Genomic DNA, 17564 nt, shown 5'->3' on the forward strand with positions numbered 1-17564 from the left:
AGCCTTCCGAACACTCGCCCGAACTTCCGAGACCTCCGATGTCGATGCTCCCCGAAACCAAACTCGACGTATTGCTCGCCCACCACGCCTCGCTGGAAAACCAGCTGCAGAGCCAGGTCGGCGCCGACACCTATGTCAAGCTGATGCGCGAGCTCGCCGAGCTCACGCCGCTGATCGAGCTGGTGAAATCCTATCGCCAGGTGCGCGCCGAACTCGCCGATATCGACGCGCTGATCGCCGATCCTTCGACCGACGCCGAGATGCGGGCGATGGCAGACGCCGAGCACGAGGCGCTGCAGGGCCAAGAGGCCGACTTGGCGCAGCAGATCCGCGTGGCACTGCTGCCGAAGGACGCGATGGACGACCGCAACGTGATGCTGGAAATCCGCGCCGGCACCGGCGGCGACGAGGCCTCGCTGTTCGCCGGCGACCTGTTCCGGATGTACGAGAAATTCGCCGGCTTGCAGGGCTGGAGCGTCGAGGTGGTGTCGGCCTCCGAGGGCACCATGGGCGGCTACAAGGAAATCATCGCCGAGGTGAAGGGCCGCGGCGCCTTCGCCAAATTGAAATTCGAATCCGGCGTGCACCGGGTGCAGCGGGTGCCCGACACCGAGACCCAGGGCCGCATCCACACGTCCGCTGCGACGGTGGCGGTGCTGCCCGAGGTCGAGGAGGTCGACGTCGACATCAAGCCCGACGATCTGCGGATCGAGACCATGCGGGCGCAGGGCGCCGGCGGCCAGCACGTCAACAAGACCGAATCGGCGATCCGCATCACCCATATCCCGACCGGGCTGCAGGTGATGATGCAGGACAGCCGCTCGCAACACAAAAACCGCGCGTCGGCGATGAACATCCTGCGCTCGCGGATCTATGACGCCGAGCAGCAGCGGATCGATTCGGTGCGCTCCGCCGAACGCAAGGAGAAGGTCGGCTCCGGCGACCGCTCGGAGCGGATCCGGACTTATAATTTTCCGCAAGGCCGCGTCACCGACCACCGCATTAATCTCACGCTGTACAAGCTGCCGCAGGTGATCGCCGGCGAAGCCTTGGGCGAATTGATCGACGCGCTCACCACCGAACACCAGGCCGCGCAACTCGCCGCGCAGGGCAACGCGGCGTGAGCGCCGGGATTGGATTGGCATGTCGAGTTGGGTTGATGCTCTTGGTAGAGTGGGGTGATGCGCTTCGTCGATAAGAGGCCGTCATCCCGGGGCACGAGCGGCGGAGCCGCGAGCGAACCCGGGACCCAGTACTCACCGCCCTGCAATACTGGATCCCGGGTTCGCTCGTTCTTCGAACTCGCGCCCCGGGATGACAGCCTCGGTATTGACGTCCTATCAAACGGAAGGCTGGTAACGTGAGATGTGCCCTCTTCCCACCTCGGGCTGAGTCCACCGAGCGGTCCGCATGTGGATGTCTGCATCTCAACGGGTCGTCCCTGCGCACGCAGGGACCCATAACCCCTGGCGTCCGAGTTAACGAAGCGGCCTCGACCACACCGCACAAACGAATCTCCGCGCCGTATCGGTCCCTGCGTGCGCAGGGACGACCCGCTGAAAGGCAGTGGCGCCTTCACCGGCGCCGCACGAGAAGTGCAACGTGACGGAAAGCTTCACCGCCCTCACCATCGACGCCGCCCGCCGCGCGGTGGCGGCGCGTCTACGGCAGGCCGCGATCGAATCCGCCGAGCTCGACGCGCGGCTGTTGATCGGCGCGGTGCTGGAGCTCGATCTCACCGGACTGATCACCGCCGCCGCACGGCTGCTGACGCCGGATGAAGCGGCCGCGCTCGACGCCCTGGTGGCGAGGCGCATCGAGGGCGAGCCGGTGGCGCGCATCTTGGGCGTCAAGGAATTCTGGGGCCTGCCGCTGCATCTGTCCGGCGACACCCTAGTGCCGCGGCCCGATACCGAGACCATCGTCGAGGCGGCGCTGCAGAGCTTTGCCGGCGCATCGTTACCAGGAGAGCCGCGGCCGGCGGAGCCGTTGCCTCGGCTGTCGCTGCAGCGCGCCTCGGGACCACAGCGCATCGCCGATCTCGGCACCGGCTCCGGCGCAATCCTGCTGGCGCTGTTGTCGGAATGGCCGGACGCCCAGGGCGTCGCCACCGATATCAGCCTTGATGCGCTGCGCACCGCGCGCGGCAACGCGGCGCGCTTGGGGCTCGCCGACCGTGCCGGCTTCGTTGCCTGCAACTACGCATCGGCCTTGCAAGGGCCGTTCGACCTGATCGTCTCCAACCCGCCCTATATCCGCAGCGCGGACATTGCGGCGCTGGACCGCGAGGTGCGCGAGCACGACCCACGCCGCGCGCTCGACGGCGGCGCCGACGGGCTCGACGCCTATCGGACGATCGCACAGCAGGCGGCCGCGCTGCTGGCGCCGGGCGGAGCGCTGATCGTCGAGATCGGACAGGGCCAGGACGACGAGGTCGCGGCCCTGATGCGATCGGCCGGGCTGACCACCGACGGCGCGCCGAAACCCGATCTCGCCGGCATCGCCCGCGCGGTGATCGGCCGCCGTCCCGGGGGGTGAGGTCGGAACCGATTGCAAAAAACCGCTTGGAATATTGTCCAAGAGCGATTACGTTCCGGCCATGACATCAGGGTTGCTGGCCCCGCGGACGCTGCGGGCGAAGGCCGCCATTCTCGGCGATGAGATTCTCGGCGATGAGAATGCCTCTTCGATGAGAGCCCTGAGTAAAAAGGTTCCAAAAACGCGGGTTGGGTTGAGCGCGATGGCTGAGAGAGCTGCGCTGCTTGCGACCGCAAAGCGAACGAAAGCCTGATATTGCGCTTGAAAACTCACGCGAGACCATCTGAGCTGGTTGCGGCTGACTGAATGAGTCGGTGCGGCTTTGCGCTTGGGGCGCTCGCGGTCGGTTGGGGAACGCGTCGGTAACGCGATGGGCGGCAAAACCGGTTTGAACGGCAGTGCGATCCGGACGCCCATGGCGCGTCCGGAAGCGGACCAAGCTATGTCCGCAGCTAATAACTCCTGCGCTATGACAATTTCGCTGTGACAATGACTTCAGTGACAATGACTTCAATGTGGGTGTGGTAAAAAGGCTCGACATGAGAAACGGTCAGAACAACAACAAGCGGCTGCGTAACCGTAACAACAACAGCAACAATAATAACAATAACAACAACCGGCGCGGTCAGAACCCGATGACAAGGGTGTTCGAATCCAACGGCCCCGATATCAAGATCCGCGGCACCGCCTCGCACGTCGCCGAGAAATACGTGCAGCTGGCGCGCGACGCCCGCTCATCGGGCGACCCGGTCGCAGCCGAGAATTATTATCAACACGCCGAGCACTATTTCCGGCTGATCGCCGCCGCCCAGGAGCAGTTTCGCCAGAACCTGCCGCAGCAGCGCACTGACAACGAGATGTCGGACGACAGCGCCGAGTTCGGCGACAACGAGACCTATTCGAATTTCGGCGCCGAGCCGGGCCTGGTGCCGGTGCAGCCGCAGCCCTTCGTGCCGCGCGAGCCGCAACGCGAGACCCAACAGCGCGACCCGCAGCCGCGCGAACAACAACAGCGTGAGCCGCGCGACGCGCAGCCCTATCAGCCGCGCGAACAGCGCGAGCCGCGCGACCAGCCGCAGCCCCGCGAACATCGCCCGCAGCCGCAATACCAGCCGCAGCCGCAGCCGGTGATCCCGGTCAGCGACAGCGTCGACCGGCTGCCGTCGTTCATCACCGGACCGCAGCCGCAGATCAACAACGCCCCAGGCTTCGAAGCCGCCGGCGGCGAGCGCTTCCCGCCGCGCCGTCGCCGCCGTCCGCAGGGTCCGCGTCCCGAGGGCGCCGCCGCCCCCGCCGCCCCGGCCGACGACTTCAACCCCGGCAACGAATAGGTTTTCGCGCGTGCCACGCCGGTCACGGGTGGCGCGAGCGGCCGTTTTCGACCAAGCAATCCGGCGCGCCCGCGTGGCGCTGCCGGATTGTTTTGCGTTTTGGGGAGCGCAGCCTGGCCTGGGGAGCATGCGCTGCAGGACGCCGTCGCGATAGGAGAACCGGGTGCAGCAGCTCCGCGCCGACATCCACCGCGAGCGTGATCATAGCGACCATTCCATCGGAACAGCTTGTGCGGAGTTCCCTAGTTCGCCCGTCCGGCCATGGTTTCCTCCCGTTAGTGCAAGGGCCACGGAACTTCCACGCGGTGGCCGACTTAGCCTGCCGCCACACCCCTTTCACTATCTTTGGAGCTTCTCATGATTCGTCGTTTGCTTGGTACTGCCGCCGTGATTATCGCCGTCGCCACCCCCGCGATGGTGCAGGCGCAAGGCGTCCCCGGGGGCATGGAACGCGGCGCCCGCGAGGGTGAGCGCGCGGCCGGTCCGGTCGGCGCCGTGGTCGGCGGGACGATCGGCGGCGTTGTCGGCGGCGTCGCCGGCGTGCTCGGCGTCGATCAGCGCCCGCGTTTCCGCACCTACGCGGTCGAACAGCGTCATCCGTCGTATCGCTACAGCGACGAAGTCCGCGTCGGCGCGGTGCTGCCCGGCGAAGGCGTGACGTATTACGAAGTGCCTTCGGAATACGGCGTGCGCAACTATCGCTACACCGTGGTCAATGATCGCACCGTGCTGGTCGATCCGGCCACCCACCGCATCGTCGATATCGTCGAATAAGCCAATCGACTTGACGTAGCAAAGGCCGCCCCTCACCGGGCGGCCTTTGTGCTTTGGCGGTCGTGGCGCTTCGGCGGTCATGCTGAACCGGGCGTGCCGGCGAATAATAAATCTTTCATGATGTGGAACCGGCGGGCGTCCCGCCCTGTTGAGGCGGCATGACCCAACCCGATATTTGGTACGTAGCATATGGTCCGGATCAAGCGGTCAAATCAGACGACCGCGCCTCCGGCATGGTTCGCTCCACAAAGACCTTCAAATCCGAAGCCGAGGCCAAGCTGTTCGCCTTGGAGATCATGGATAAGGGCTGGTCGGCCAACGCCGGCACACTCAATCCGTATCAGCCCAAGCAGATGATCGGCTCGTCGCAGATCGGCAAGTGGGCCAGCACCAAGCCGGCGCTGCACCGTACGTCGCATTGAACCGAGGCTTGCCGCTCGCCCTGCTCGGCAGCGTTACAGCTGGCCGGTCAGGAACGGGTTGGTCATCCGCTCGTGACCGATGGTCGAGCCCGGGCCGTGGCCGCAGATGAAGCTGACGTCGTCGCCGAGCGGCACCAGCTTGGTGGCGATCGATTCCATCAGCGTGGCGTGGTCGCCACCCGACAGGTCGGTGCGGCCGATCGAGCCCTTGAACAGCACGTCGCCGACGATCGCGAACCGCATCTCGTCGTTGAAATACACCACGCTGCCCGGCGAATGCCCGGGGCAATGCAGAATCGCGAAGCTGAGTTCGCCGACGCTGACGGTTTCGCCCTCTTCGAGCCAGCGATCCGGCAACACGTCGCGCATCCCGGTCATGCCGAACATCTCGCCGCTGGTGACGACGTTGTTCAACAGATATTTGTCGGCGCGATGCGGGCCTTCGATCGGCACCTTCAATGCGTCACGCAGATCGGCGGCGCCGCCGACATGGTCGATATGGCCGTGGGTCAGCCAGATCTTCTCCACCGTGACATTGGCCTGTTTGATCGCCGCCAGAATCTGCGGCACCTCGCCGCCGGGATCGACCACCACGGCCTTGCGGGTGGTCTCGCACCACAACAGCGTGCAGTTCTGCTGGAACAGCGTCACCGGAATGATCGCTGCGCCGGCCTTGGCTCCAGCTTTGGCTTTGGTCTGGTTGGCGTCTGTCATCCCCGCACAATGCCGATTTTTGCCCCTTCGCCAAGCCGAAAAGCGCACCCGGCGTTGCATGGTTCCGCTGCACCGGCCGCTTGGGTGAGGCGTCAGCTTCGGCTAGACTGCGCGCGATGGACCCCGCTCACAAGCTCGCGCCGCCGCCGGACCGCCGGCAGTCCGAGACCGCGCTGTTGATCGCGCGCGGCACGGCGCGGCTGCTGCATGCGCTGGGCTTTAGCTGCGTCAGCGAATTGCCGCTGCCGTCGGGCCGCCGCGCCGATCTGGTCGGGCTGAACGGCCGCGGCGAGATCTGGATCGTCGAGATCAAGTCGTCGCTGGAGGATTTGCGCGCGGATAATAAATGGCCGGACTACCGCGCGCATTGCGACCGGCTGTTCTTCGCCTTCACCCAGGACCTGCCGTGCGAGATCTTTCCCGGCGACACCGGACTGATCGTCGCCGACGGCTACGGCGCGCATCTGCATTGCGAGGCGCCGGAGCATCGCCTCGCCGCGCCGACCCGCAAGCTGATGACGCTGCGCTTTGCGATGGCGGCGGCGCAGCGGCTGCAGCGGCTGCACGACCCGCAGGGGATCGTGGAGTTTTGAATGCGATCAAAGCCGGGGTGAGGTGCAATACCCGACCCAGGCTGTCATTCCGGGGCGCGAGCAGCGCAAGCTGCGAGCGAACCCGGAATCTCGCAACGAGCAAGGGGATTTCCCCAGCAGCAAGATTCCGGGGTCGCTCGTTCTGACGAACTTGCGCCCCGGAATGACGGCGCGTTTCGATCCGGCGTTTCGCTGCCGATGCAACTCTGCGGCGTTTGCTACACATCCCGCGTCATCCTGTGCGTGATCCGGCGCGCGTATGCGCGACGGATCGCGCCTCGAAGGATGGGCCGCAGGGTGAGGGCCTCGCGCGTGTGGCGACCGAGTCGCGCGGAGCCGCATCCTTCGAGGCCCTCGCTTCGCTCGGGCACCGGGATGACGGCGTTATGATGTGTTCAGACGTACTGCGAAGCGATGCCGCGCGCATCCGGAGCGACAGCGCGGCTCGCGACCCTACCTCGGCGCGCGCTTCGCCAAAATGCGCTGCAGGGTGCGGCGGTGCATGTTGAGGCGGCGCGCGGTTTCCGAGACGTTGCGGTTGCACATCTCGTAGATCCGCTGGATGTGCTCCCAGCGCACCCGGTCGGCCGACATCGGATTGTGCGGCAGTTCGGATTTCTCGCTGCCGCTGGCCAGCAGGGCCGCGACCACGTCGTCGGCGTCGGCGGGCTTCGACAGATAGTCCACCGCGCCCATCTTCACCGCGGTCACCGCGGTGGCGATGTTGCCGTAGCCGGTCAGCACGATGGCGCGGGCGTCGGGGCGCTGCTGCTTCAACGCCGCCACCACGTCGAGGCCGTTGCCGTCGCCGAGCCGCAGGTCGACCACCGCGAAGGCCGGCGCGGCCTTGCCGATCTGCACCAGACCCTCGGCGACGTTGTCGCACGCCGTCACGGTGAAGCCGCGGGTCTCCATCGCGCGCGACAGCCGCTCCAGAAACGGCTTGTCGTCTTCGACGATGAGTAGCGAGCGATCGGCGTAGTCGGACAATTCGGGAATGGCGTTCACGGTTCGTACGTCTCCTGAGCAGGCCCATCAACATATGGCGAGGCGGTGCGGCGCTGCCAAGGCCGCGGCGGCGGATCAGCCGCCGGCGGCTGCGCGACAAAAGCGCGCGAGGCGACGATTACGCCTCGACCGCTGCTGCCGTGTGCACGGTCTCGAAATCGGCGCGCGGCCAGACGATCTGCACCACCGCGCCGTGATCGGGGAAGGTCTTGTTGCCGAACGAGACCTTGGCGCCGGTGCGCTCCAGCAGGGTGCGGGCGATGAACACGCCGAGCCCGAGCCCGCCGTGCACGCCAGAGGTTTCGTCGGCGCGGCGCCGCGACAGATACGGTTCGCCGATCCGCCGCAGCATGTCCGGCGCGATGCCGGGGCCGTCGTCGGAAATCACGATCTGCACCGTCTCGGCGTTCCACCAGGCATTCACCTCGACCGCGGTGCGGGCGAAATCCACGGCGTTCTCCAGGATGTTGCCGACGCCATAGAGGATCGCCGGGTTGCGCATCACCACCGGCTCGGCGACGCCGGCGACCGCGATCCGCACCCGGATGTCGATGCCGAAATCGCGGTGCGGCGCCACCGCCTCCTCGATCAGCGTCGACAGCGGCATGCGGTCGAACGGCGCGCCGGAGGACGACAGCTGGGTGATCTTGCCGAGGATTTCGCGGCAGCGCTGCGCCTGTTCGCGCAACGACCTGAGGTCGGCGGCGAGCGGGCTATCGGCCGGGACGCTGTGCTCGACCTCGCGGGCGATCAGGAAGATGGTCGACAGCGGCGTGCCGAGTTCGTGCGCGGCGGCGGCGGCGAGGCCGTCGAGCTGGGTGAGATGCTGTTCGCGGGTCAGCACCAGCTCGGTCGCCGACAGCGCGTCGGACAATTTGCGCGCCTCCTCGGTGACCTGAAACGTGTAGAGGCTGGTGACGCCGATCGCGAGCAGGATCGAGAGCCAGACCCCGATCAGATAGATCTGCGGCAGCACCACCGGGTCCTCAGGGTCCCACGGCAGCGGCAGGTGGTAGAACAATAGCGCCGCGGCGCAGCTCGCCGCGAATACGCCGAGCGTGATGGTCAGCCTGGTCGGCAGCGCGGTGGCGGCGATCAGCACCGGGCCGAGGAACAGGAACGCAAACGGGTTCTGCAGCCCGCCGGTGAGAAACAGCAGCCCGGCCAGTTCGGCGATGTTCAGCGCCAGCAGTGCCGCGGCATGCGCCGGCTCCAGCCGCTGCATCGGATTGAAGGCGATCTGCAGCGCCAGATTGACCAGCGCCGACAGCGCGATGATGGCGAGGCAGGGCACCACCGGCAGCTCGAATTCGAGGCCGTTGGCGACCACGAACACCGCGGCGAGCTGCCCCAGCGCCGCGAGCCAGCGCAGCCGCAGGATGGTATCGAGCCGGACGTGGCGGCGCGGATGGCGGAAATCGGCGGCTTCGGTATCGGTCATGCGGGAACACTAGCCGCGCCGCCGCGCGATCACAAATCGGGACACACCACGCCGGGCGTTGGGACACGCCGTGTTGTCATTCCGGGGCGCGCGGGCGCAAGCCCAAGCGAACCCGGAATCTCGCAACGAGCGCTGATCGCGGAACGTGCAGCAAGATTCCGGGTTCGCTCGCAGCAGAGCTGCTCGCGCCCCGGAATGACGCGGTGGTTTGTGGACGCGCCGCGCGGGACCGGAACGACATCGCGCCGCCGTGCGATCACAAACCCGCGCCGCGCCACCATCTTGCGCTCGGCGCGATGATGGCTCAGGAACGGCCTCATGACCCGCAACCAATCCGCTCCGCCGCCCGGCACCGCCGCGCCTGATCCGGACCACGCCGCCGCGATCGACGTCGCGCATCTGGTCAAGATCTACAAGACCGCCCGCGCGGTCGACGACGTGTCGTTCCAGATCGCGCGCGGCAGCATCACCGGGCTGCTCGGCGGCAACGGCGCCGGCAAGACCACCACCATCGCGATGATCATGGGGCTGGTACTGCCGACCTCGGGCCGCGTGCGGGTGCTGGGCTACGCGATGCCGGAGCAAAGCGAGGACGTGCTCGGCCGGATGAATTTCGAAAGCCCCTATGTCGACATGCCGATGCGGCTGACGGTGCGGCAGAATCTGACGGTGTTCGGCAAGCTCTATGCGGTGCCGGAGCTGCGCGAGCGGATCGCGCAGCTTGCCGAGGATCTCGATCTCAACGAGTTCCTGGACCGGCCGAACGGCAAGCTCTCGGCCGGGCAGAAGACCCGCGTGGCGCTGGCGAAAGCGCTGATCAACCGTCCCGACCTGTTGCTGCTCGACGAGCCGACGGCGTCGCTCGATCCCGATACCGCCGACTGGGTGCGGCAGCGGCTGGAAACCTACCGCCAGCAGCACGGCGCTACGATCCTGCTCGCTTCGCACAACATGCTCGAGGTCGAGCGGTTGTGCGACCGCGTCATCATCATGAAGCGCGGCCGCATAGAGGACGACGACAGCCCGGACAACATCATGCAGCGCTACAACCGCGCCACGCTGGAGGAAGTGTTTCTCGACGTCGCCCGCGGCCGGGTGCAGGACGGCGCGTTGCAGGCCACCCCGTTGCATGGCGACGCGTCATGAGCGCCGTGGTTCATCGCGGCATCGCTCCGCACCGCATCGGCGCGATGATCCTGCGCTACTGGTACCTGTTGTTGTCGTCATGGCCGCGGCTGCTGGAACTGGTGTATTGGCCGGCGCTGCAGATCGTCACCTGGGGCTTTCTGCAGAACTACATCTCGCAGAATGCCGGGTTCTTCGCCCAGGCCGGCGGCACGCTGATCGGCGCAGTGATCCTGTGGGACATCCTGTTCCGCGGCCAGCTCGGGTTTTCGATCTCGTTCCTGGAAGAGATGTGGGCGCGCAATCTCGGCAATCTGATGATGAGCCCGCTGAAGCCGATCGAGTTCCTGATCGCCCTGATGATCATGAGCCTGATCCGGCTGGCGATCGGCATCGTGCCGATGCTGGCGCTCGCCACCTTCATGTTCGATTTCAATCTGTTCGGTTTTGGACTGCCGCTGGTGGCATTTTTCTGCAACCTGATCTTCACCGGCTGGTCGCTCGGGATCTTCGTCTCCGGGCTGGTGCTGCGCAACGGGCTCGGCGCCGAAAGCATCGTCTGGACCGTGATGTTCGGGCTGATGCCGCTGGCCTGCGTGTACTATCCGGTAACGGTGTTGCCACATTGGCTGCAATATGTGGCATGGACGTTGCCACCGACCTATGTGTTCGAAGGCATGCGGGCGCTGCTGATCGAACACGTATTTCGCCCGGATTTGATGTTTTACGCGTTGCTGATCAATGCGGTGCTGTTCGCGGCGTCGTTCATGAGCTTCATCTGGCTTCTGAACAGCGCGCGGCGCCACGGCTCGCTGATTCAGGGCGGCGAGTAATCCCCCCAGGGCGGAAACTCGGAACTGCGGATTGACGCTGTGCTGTGCAATCGCCACTATGCTCGGATGGAACCGGGCGTGGAACCGGAATTTGAGGGACGAGATGCCGAACATCATTGGTGAATTTGGTCGTCCGCCGGAGTTGCCGGCCGAAGTCAGCCCGGCGATGACGACGCCGATGTACTGGTTCTACGAACTCGCCCACGCGTCGCTCAATCCGGCGCGGGCGCTTGGTGATGTCACCAAGATCATGTTCCAGAATCCGCTCAACCCGTGGACCCACACCGAGCTCGGCAAATCGATCGCCGCGGCCTGCGAAGTGTTCGAGCGCACCACGCGGCGCTACGCCAAACCGGAATGGGGCCTCGACGCCACCGAGGTGCTGGGCGTGCGCACGCCGATCGAAATCGAATCGGTGTGGGAAAAGCCGTTCTGCCGGCTGTTGTATTTCAACCGGCTGCATCCGCGGCCGCTGCGCCATGCGCAGCCGCGGGTGCTGATCGTGGCGCCGATGTCGGGGCACTACGCCACGCTGCTGCGCGGCACCGTCGAGGCCTTCCTGCCGACCCACGAGGTTTACATCACCGACTGGTCCGACGCCCGCATGGTGCCGCTCGCCGAAGGCCGCTTCGATCTCGACGACTATGTCGACTACGTCATCGAGATGCTGCAGCATCTCGGCGGCAACATCCACGTGATCGCGGTGTGCCAGCCGTCGGTGCCGGTGCTGGCCGCGGTGTCGGTGATGGAAGGCAATGACGATTCCTGCGCACCGCTGTCGATGACGCTGATGGGCGGGCCGATCGACACCCGCTGCAATCCCACCGCGGTGAACAATCTGGCGGCGGAACGCGGCATCGACTGGTTCCGCAACCACGTCATCACCAAGGTTCCGTTCCCGCATCCCGGCGTGATGCGCGACGTCTATCCGGGATTCCTGCAGCTGAACGGCTTCATCAGCATGAATCTCGACCGCCACATGGACGCCCACAAGAACCTGTTCAACCATCTGGTCCAGGGCGACGGCGACTTGGCCGACAAGCACCGCGACTTCTACGACGAATATCTCGCGGTGATGGATCTGACCGCCGAATATTATCTGCAGACCGTCGACGTGGTGTTCGTCAAGCATGCGCTGCCGAAGGGCGAGATGATGCACCGGGGCCAACGCGTCGATCCGAGCAAGATCCGGCGCACCGCGCTGATGACGGTGGAAGGCGAGAACGACGACATCTCGGGCCTCGGCCAGACCGAGGCGACGCATCGGCTGTGCACGTCGATCCCGGACCAGCGTCGGGTGCACTACGTGCAGAAGGGCGTCGGCCATTACGGCGTCTTCAACGGCTCGCGCTTCCGCTCCGAAATCGTGCCGCGGATTTCCGACTTCATGGTGTCGGCGGCGAATGAGAAGCCGGCGAACGCCGCCGAATAGCGAACTACGCGTGCGCCAATCGACATCAGCGGCAAGAATTCGCCGCTGATTCGTCCGCCGCTCGTTAAGCCGCTGATTTTGCCGCGAGAATGCGTAAAATCCGGCGGGTTATACATTTGGACGCAGATTCATCCTTTGGGCCCGCAAAATCATTTTATGAATCCAGAATCCGGTGTTCCGGGCCCCTTTTGCTAGGGGTGCGCGGGCGCGGCTCAGCTGTATATTGGGCAAATGATTTGTTTTTGCGCCGAGCGCTTCCAATGGCGGCGGATATGGCAGAATCCGGGGACATTCTCCCTGTCCGGATCTGCAGAAATGGCCTTTCGCGCACTGCTTTATCGGCGTCCTGCCGAACCCCAATCGATTGCCGTCAAATTCGGCTCGCAGATTTTCGCCATCCGTTTGCGACGTCACCGGCGCGCGCGGCGCTACACCTTGCGCATCCATCCGAGCGATCGCGAAGCGATCCTCACCATGCCGCCGCGCGGCACCTTGGTCGACGCCAAGGAATTCGCGCAACGTCACGGCGCCTGGATCGCCGCGCGGCTCGGCCGGTTGCCGAAGGCGGCGCCGTTTCATCCCGGCACGCTGCTGCCGCTGCGCGGCGTCGACCACAAGATCGTGCATCGCGCCGGCGTCCGCGGCACGGTGTGGGCGGAGACCCGCGACTCCGGCGAGCGGATCCTCTGCGTCGCCGGCGAGCCCGAACACATCGATCGCCGGGTGCACGACTTTCTCAAGCGCGAGGCGCGGCGCGATCTGGCGAAGGCGGCGCAGCACTATGCCGACCTGCTCGGCGTCAAGGTGACGCGGATCTCGATCCGCGACCAGTCGAGCCGCTGGGGCTCCTGCACCTCGGCGGGATCGCTGTCGTTTTCCTGGCGGTTGATCCTGGCGCCGCCCTATGTGCTGGATTATCTCGCCGCGCATGAAGTCGGGCATCTGGTGGAGATGAACCACTCGACGAAGTTCTGGCGCGTGGTCGGCAAGGTCTGTCCGCAGATGGAGCGCGCCAAGAAGTGGCTCGACGGTTTCGGCAACGACCTGCATCGCTACGGCATTACGGATTGAAATCTGTAGCCCGTGTGCCGGACGCCGGCAGCGCCCTTGCGCTGCGCAGCGAGCCGGGACCGTTGCGGATGCAGCCTTCGTAATGGCCCGGCTCGACGGCGCCGCGCTATCGCGCTTCGCCGCGTCCGGGGCACGCCGAACAGAGTCGCTGGGATGCGCAGAGCGGCCACGATTTGAAGCGGTCATCGCCCGGCTTGACCGGGCGACCCAGTATTCCAGAGCGCTCGTTACTCACCAAACGCTCTCTGGACTACTGGGCCACCCGCTTTCGCGGGTGGTGACGGCCATGTGTGTGGCGACGCCCCAGAGCATGCCGACGTCCAAACCCGCCGTTACCGCCCGAACAGCCGCTCCACCAGCCAGCCATCGAGGCCGCTCGACGCTTCGGGCCGCACCGGCTGCGGCCGCTGCGTGACCTCGCGACCGCCGCCCCTGACCGGGATCGGCGGCGCCTGCTGATAGCCCGATCCGCCCGGGCCCGGCGCGCCGTAACCGGGTTGCGGCGGGTAGCTCGGTTGCGGGTAGGCCGGCTGCCCATAGCCCTGCTGCGCCGTGCCTTGCTGCACCAAACCTTGATCGCCGCGCGGCGCCTGCGCCACGCTGGCGGCGTAACTCTGTCCGGCGCCGGGCAGCGGCACCGCTGGCACGCCCTGATGCGCCGTGCGCATGAACCGGGTCCACACCTCGACCGGCAGGCCGCCGCCGGTGGCCTTCTTGGTCGGCGCATTGTCGTCGTTGCCGAGCCACACCCCGGTGACCAATTTGCCGGTGAAGCCGATGAACCAGGCGTCGCGGAAATCCTGGCTGGTGCCGGTCTTGCCGGCGGCGGTCCAGCCCGGGATCTCCGCCTTGCGGGCGGTGCCGGAGATCAGCGTCTCCTGCATCATGCTGTTCATCATCGCCACATAGCGCGGCTCGATCACCTGCGCGGGCGCGTCCTGCGAGCGGTCGTACAAAACCTTGTTGCCGTCGGCGGTGCGGATCTTCTCCACCACATGCGGCCCCGCAATGAATCCGCCATTGGCGAACGGCGCATAGGCGCCGACCAGTTCGACCAGCGACACCCCGGAGGTGCCGAGCGCGATCGAGGCGTTGGGCTCGAGCTTGGAGGCGATGCCGAGCCGATGCGCGGTGCGGACCACGCTCTTGGCGCCGACCTCGAGGCCGAGCCGCACCGCCACGGTGTTGAGCGACATCGCCAGGCCCTGGGTCAGCGTCACCGCGCCGAAATATTCATGGCTGTAGTTCTCCGGCCGCCACCCCTTGACGTCGATCGGGGCGTCCTGCCGGATGGTGTCCGGCGTCAGCCCGGCCTCGATCGCGGTCAGGTACACGAACGGCTTGAACGCCGAGCCCGGCTGCCGCTTGGCGGTGACGGCGCGATTGAACTGGCTGTCGGCGTAGTTGCGCCCGCCCACCATGGCGCGCACCGCGCCGTCCGGCGTCATCGCCACCAGCGCGCCCTGCGAGACGTTGAACTTGACGCTCTTCGCCGCCAATTCGTCGATGATCGCTCCCTCCGCGACCGACTGCAGCTTCGGATCGATCGAGGTCTCGACGATGATCGACTGGTCGATCTGGCCGACCAGATCGTCGAGCACCTCGCCGATCCAGTCGGCGACGTAGTTGATGGTGCCGGCGCCGGTCGGCTTCACCGTGCCGGACGGGTTGGCGCTCGCCACCTGGGCCTGCGACGCGTTGATGAAGCCGGCGTCGGCCATCGCGCCGAGCACGGTCTGCGCCCGCTTCTCGGCGCCCTCCGGATTGCGGTTCGGGGCGAGCCGCGACGGCGATTTGACGAGGCCCGCCAGCATCGCGGCCTCCGCCAGCGTCACGTTCTTCGCCGACTTGCCGAAATAGCGCTGCGCCGCGGCTTCCACGCCGTAAGCGCCGGAGCCGAAATACACCCGGTTGAGATAGAGCTCGAGAATCTCCGACTTGGAATGCTTGCGCTCCAGCCACAGCGCCAGTTCGACCTCCTGCAGCTTGCGCTGCAGCGTGCGCTCCTGGGTCAGGAACAGGTTTTTGGCGAGCTGCTGGGTCAGCGTCGAGCCGCCCTGCGAGACGCCGCGATGCATCACATTGGCCAGCGCGGCACGGCCGATGCCGATCGGGTCGACGCCGTAATGGTCGTAGAAGCGGCGGTCCTCGATGGCGATGAAGGCTTTCGGCAGATAGGGCGGCAGATCCTTCAACGCGACGTTGGTGCCGGCCTGTTCGCCGCGGGTGACCAGCGAACTGCCATCCATGCCGACGATCTGGATGGTCGGCGGCCGCTTCGGGATTTCCAATGACTGGATCGCCGGCAGGTGCGCGCCGACATAGATCAGGAGGCCTACCACCGCGATCACGCCCCAGATCGCGGTCACTACGCCCCAATAGAACAGCCGGAAGATCGCCGCGCCGATCGTTCCACGCGGTTTCTTTTTCGCGGGTTTGGCGGCCGGCTTCTTGCCGGTGGCCTGCTTCGGCGCGTCGGCCTTCTTCGCGTCGGCCTTGGGCTTGATCAGCTTCTCATCCGGCGGACCGATGCGGTCCTGCACCGACAGCCGTAGGCCGGACAGCGACGACGCCAGGTCGAACACCGGCTCCTGCCGCGTGCCGCTTTTCTTCTTGCCCCACGCCATCCGGAAAATGCCCACCCGACAGATGGGCCAGCTTAGGCGGCGGGATTTAAAGCCCCGTTAAACCACGGTTAAGCCTACGGTTCCAAGAATGCGAGAAAGCCATGCGGCACAGCGCTTTCATCGCGGCTTAACCTTACCGGCGATTGCCGCTTTTCAGCTCAAATCCCCGCCATCATCACGTATTTGATCTCGACATATTCCTCCATGCCGTGATGCGAGCCTTCGCGGCCGAGCCCGCTTTCCTTGACCCCGCCGAACGGCGCCACCTCGGTGGTGATCAGCCCGGAATTGACGCCGACCATGCCGGCCTCCAGCGCTTCGGCCACCCGCCAGACCCGGCCGAGATCGCGGGCGTAGAAGTAGGAGGCGAGCCCGAACGGCGAGTTGTTGGCGAGCTTGATGACTTCCTCTTCGGTGCTGAAGCGGAACACCGGCGCCAAGGGACCGAAGGTCTCTTCATGCGCCACCAGCGCGTCGGGCTTGACGTTGGCGAGCACGGTCGGCTCGAAGAAGGTGCCGCCCAGCGTATGGCGCTTGCCGCCGGTGACGATGGTGGCGCCGTTCTTCACCGCGTCGGCGATGTGGCGCTCGGTCTTCTCCACCGCGGCCAGGTTGATCAGCGGGCCTTGCGTCACGCCCTGTTCGGTGCCGTCGCCGATCTTCATCGCGGCGACCTTGGCGGCGAGCTTTTCGACGAAGGCGTCATAGACGCCGTCCTGGACATAGAGCCGGTTGGCGCAGACGCAGGTCTGGCCCATGTTGCGATATTTCGACACCATCGCGCCTTCCACCGCGGCGTCGACATCGGCGTCGTCGAACACGATGAACGGCGCGTTGCCGCCGAGCTCCAGCCCGAGCTTCTTCACGCCTACGGCGGCCTGCCGGTACAGGATCTTGCCGACTTCGGTGGAGCCGGTGAAGCCGACGAAGCGCACCGCCGGGTGCTCGCATAGCACCTTGCCGATCGCCGGGGCGTCGCCGGTGATGATGTTGAACACCCCGTTCGGCACGCCGGCCTGTTCCGCCAGCGCGGCGAGCGCCAGCGCCGAGAACGGCGTCTCGTTGGCGGGCTTCAGCACCACGGTGCAGCCGGCGGCCAGCGCCGGCGACACCTTGCGGGTGATCATCGAATTCGGGAAGTTCCACGGCGTGATCGCGCCGCACACCCCGATCGGCTGCTTGATCGCGATCAACCGGGCGTCGGCGCGCTGCGTCGGAATGGTCTCGCCATAGACCCGGCGGGCTTCCTCGGCATAGAACTCCACATAGGCGGCGCCGATATCGACTTCGCCGAGCGCCTCGCTGAGCGGCTTGCCCTGTTCGGAGGTCAGAATCAGCGCCAGATCCTCACGGTTGGCGACGATCAGCTCGAACCATTTGCGCATCACGTTGGAGCGCTGCTTGGCGGTCATCTTGGCCCAGGCCGGGAACGCGCGCTGCGCCGCCTCCACCGCCTCCGTCGCCTCGGCGGCGGCCATATTCGGCACCCGGCCGAGTTCGACGTCGTTGGCCGGATTGGTCACCACGGTCTCCGGGTTGCCGCTCCATTGCCCGTCGATAAAGCAGGCCTCGCGCAGCAGCGACGGATTCTTCAGGCGGTCGCGCAGCGAGGGCGCGGTGGACCCGGAACGAGCGGCGGCAGTGGTCGACATGAG

The 17564-nt window shown here is 66.1% G+C and carries 16 protein-coding genes; 10 read left to right on the forward strand and 6 right to left on the reverse strand.

Annotation, left to right across the window (positions count from 1 at the left end):
- Positions 1-38 precede the first annotated feature (38 nt).
- A complete protein-coding gene (prfA, locus tag HNR60_RS11860) occupies positions 39-1124 on the forward strand; it encodes a peptide chain release factor 1 (RefSeq protein ID WP_184257674.1) in 1086 nt (361 codons plus the stop codon).
- A 478-nt stretch (positions 1125-1602) separates the two neighbouring features.
- Entirely contained in the window at positions 1603-2538 is a 936-nt protein-coding gene (gene prmC / locus HNR60_RS11865; protein ID WP_184257676.1) for a peptide chain release factor N(5)-glutamine methyltransferase, read from the forward strand.
- 48 nt (positions 2539-2586) lie between these two features.
- Here the strand turns inward: prmC and HNR60_RS11870 are convergent, their stop codons facing one another.
- Positions 2587-2955, reverse strand: coding sequence for a hypothetical protein (locus HNR60_RS11870; protein ID WP_184257678.1), 369 nt, complete (start codon positions 2953-2955; stop codon positions 2587-2589).
- 122 nt (positions 2956-3077) lie between these two features.
- Between HNR60_RS11870 and HNR60_RS11875 the strand changes: the two genes are divergently transcribed.
- From HNR60_RS11875 to HNR60_RS11885, 3 genes are all read left to right on the forward strand, one after another.
- The gene (locus tag HNR60_RS11875; RefSeq protein WP_184257680.1) at positions 3078-3869 is read left to right on the forward strand and encodes a DUF4167 domain-containing protein; all 792 of its coding nucleotides are present in this window, start codon (positions 3078-3080) and stop codon (positions 3867-3869) included.
- A 357-nt stretch (positions 3870-4226) separates the two neighbouring features.
- A complete protein-coding gene (locus HNR60_RS11880) occupies positions 4227-4643 on the forward strand; it encodes a DUF1236 domain-containing protein (protein ID WP_184257682.1) in 417 nt (138 codons plus the stop codon).
- Between the two features lie 233 nt (positions 4644-4876).
- Positions 4877-5065, forward strand: a complete 189-nt coding sequence (locus HNR60_RS11885; protein WP_184257684.1) for a hypothetical protein — start codon at positions 4877-4879, stop codon at positions 5063-5065.
- A gap of 33 nt (positions 5066-5098) precedes the next feature.
- Here HNR60_RS11885 and HNR60_RS11890 read toward each other — a convergent pair whose 3' ends face one another.
- Positions 5099-5779 carry an MBL fold metallo-hydrolase gene (locus HNR60_RS11890; protein ID WP_184257686.1) on the reverse strand — a complete coding sequence of 227 codons (681 nt, stop codon included), beginning with the start codon at positions 5777-5779 and terminating at the stop codon, positions 5099-5101.
- Positions 5780-5895: 116 nt separating this feature from the next.
- Here HNR60_RS11890 and HNR60_RS11895 point away from each other — a divergent pair, with 116 nt between their 5' ends.
- Positions 5896-6372 (forward strand): MmcB family DNA repair protein, encoded by a 477-nt coding sequence (locus tag HNR60_RS11895; protein ID WP_184257688.1) that lies wholly within the window; start codon positions 5896-5898, stop codon positions 6370-6372.
- Between the two features lie 453 nt (positions 6373-6825).
- Here HNR60_RS11895 and HNR60_RS11900 read toward each other — a convergent pair whose 3' ends face one another.
- Together HNR60_RS11900 and HNR60_RS11905 are read right to left on the reverse strand one after the other, a co-directional pair.
- Positions 6826-7380, reverse strand: coding sequence for an ActR/PrrA/RegA family redox response regulator transcription factor (locus HNR60_RS11900; RefSeq protein ID WP_184257690.1), 555 nt, complete (start codon positions 7378-7380; stop codon positions 6826-6828).
- A gap of 118 nt (positions 7381-7498) precedes the next feature.
- Positions 7499-8821, reverse strand: coding sequence for an ActS/PrrB/RegB family redox-sensitive histidine kinase (locus tag HNR60_RS11905; protein WP_184257692.1), 1323 nt, complete (start codon positions 8819-8821; stop codon positions 7499-7501).
- 318 nt (positions 8822-9139) lie between these two features.
- On the opposite strand from HNR60_RS11905, the gene HNR60_RS11910 reads away from it, so the two are divergent.
- The 4 genes from HNR60_RS11910 (at position 9140) to HNR60_RS11925 (ending at position 13282) form a co-directional block, all read left to right on the forward strand.
- Positions 9140-9967, forward strand: coding sequence for an ABC transporter ATP-binding protein (locus HNR60_RS11910; RefSeq protein WP_184257694.1), 828 nt, complete (start codon positions 9140-9142; stop codon positions 9965-9967).
- On the forward strand, positions 9964-10779 hold the full coding sequence (locus HNR60_RS11915) for an ABC transporter permease (protein ID WP_184257696.1): 816 nt from the start codon (positions 9964-9966) through the stop codon (positions 10777-10779). The genes HNR60_RS11910 and HNR60_RS11915 overlap by 4 nt, the downstream gene beginning before the upstream one ends.
- 103 nt (positions 10780-10882) lie before the next feature.
- On the forward strand, positions 10883-12211 hold the full coding sequence (locus HNR60_RS11920; RefSeq protein ID WP_184257698.1) for a polyhydroxyalkanoate depolymerase: 1329 nt from the start codon (positions 10883-10885) through the stop codon (positions 12209-12211).
- A 231-nt stretch (positions 12212-12442) separates the two neighbouring features.
- Complete coding sequence (locus HNR60_RS11925) at positions 12443-13282, forward strand: M48 family metallopeptidase (protein ID WP_184257700.1); 840 nt, start codon at positions 12443-12445, stop codon at positions 13280-13282.
- Between the two features lie 332 nt (positions 13283-13614).
- Here the strand turns inward: HNR60_RS11925 and HNR60_RS11930 are convergent, their stop codons facing one another.
- Together HNR60_RS11930 and HNR60_RS11935 are read right to left on the reverse strand one after the other, a co-directional pair.
- A complete protein-coding gene (locus tag HNR60_RS11930) occupies positions 13615-15909 on the reverse strand; it encodes a transglycosylase domain-containing protein (protein WP_184257702.1) in 2295 nt (764 codons plus the stop codon).
- Positions 15910-16067: 158 nt separating this feature from the next.
- A complete protein-coding gene (locus tag HNR60_RS11935; RefSeq protein ID WP_184257704.1) occupies positions 16068-17561 on the reverse strand; it encodes an NAD-dependent succinate-semialdehyde dehydrogenase in 1494 nt (497 codons plus the stop codon).
- Between the last annotated feature and the right edge of the window lie 3 nt (positions 17562-17564).

The sequence above is a fragment of the Rhodopseudomonas rhenobacensis genome, assembly GCF_014203125.1.
In the GTDB taxonomy this organism is placed as follows: Bacteria; Pseudomonadota; Alphaproteobacteria; order Rhizobiales; family Xanthobacteraceae; genus Rhodopseudomonas_A; species Rhodopseudomonas_A rhenobacensis.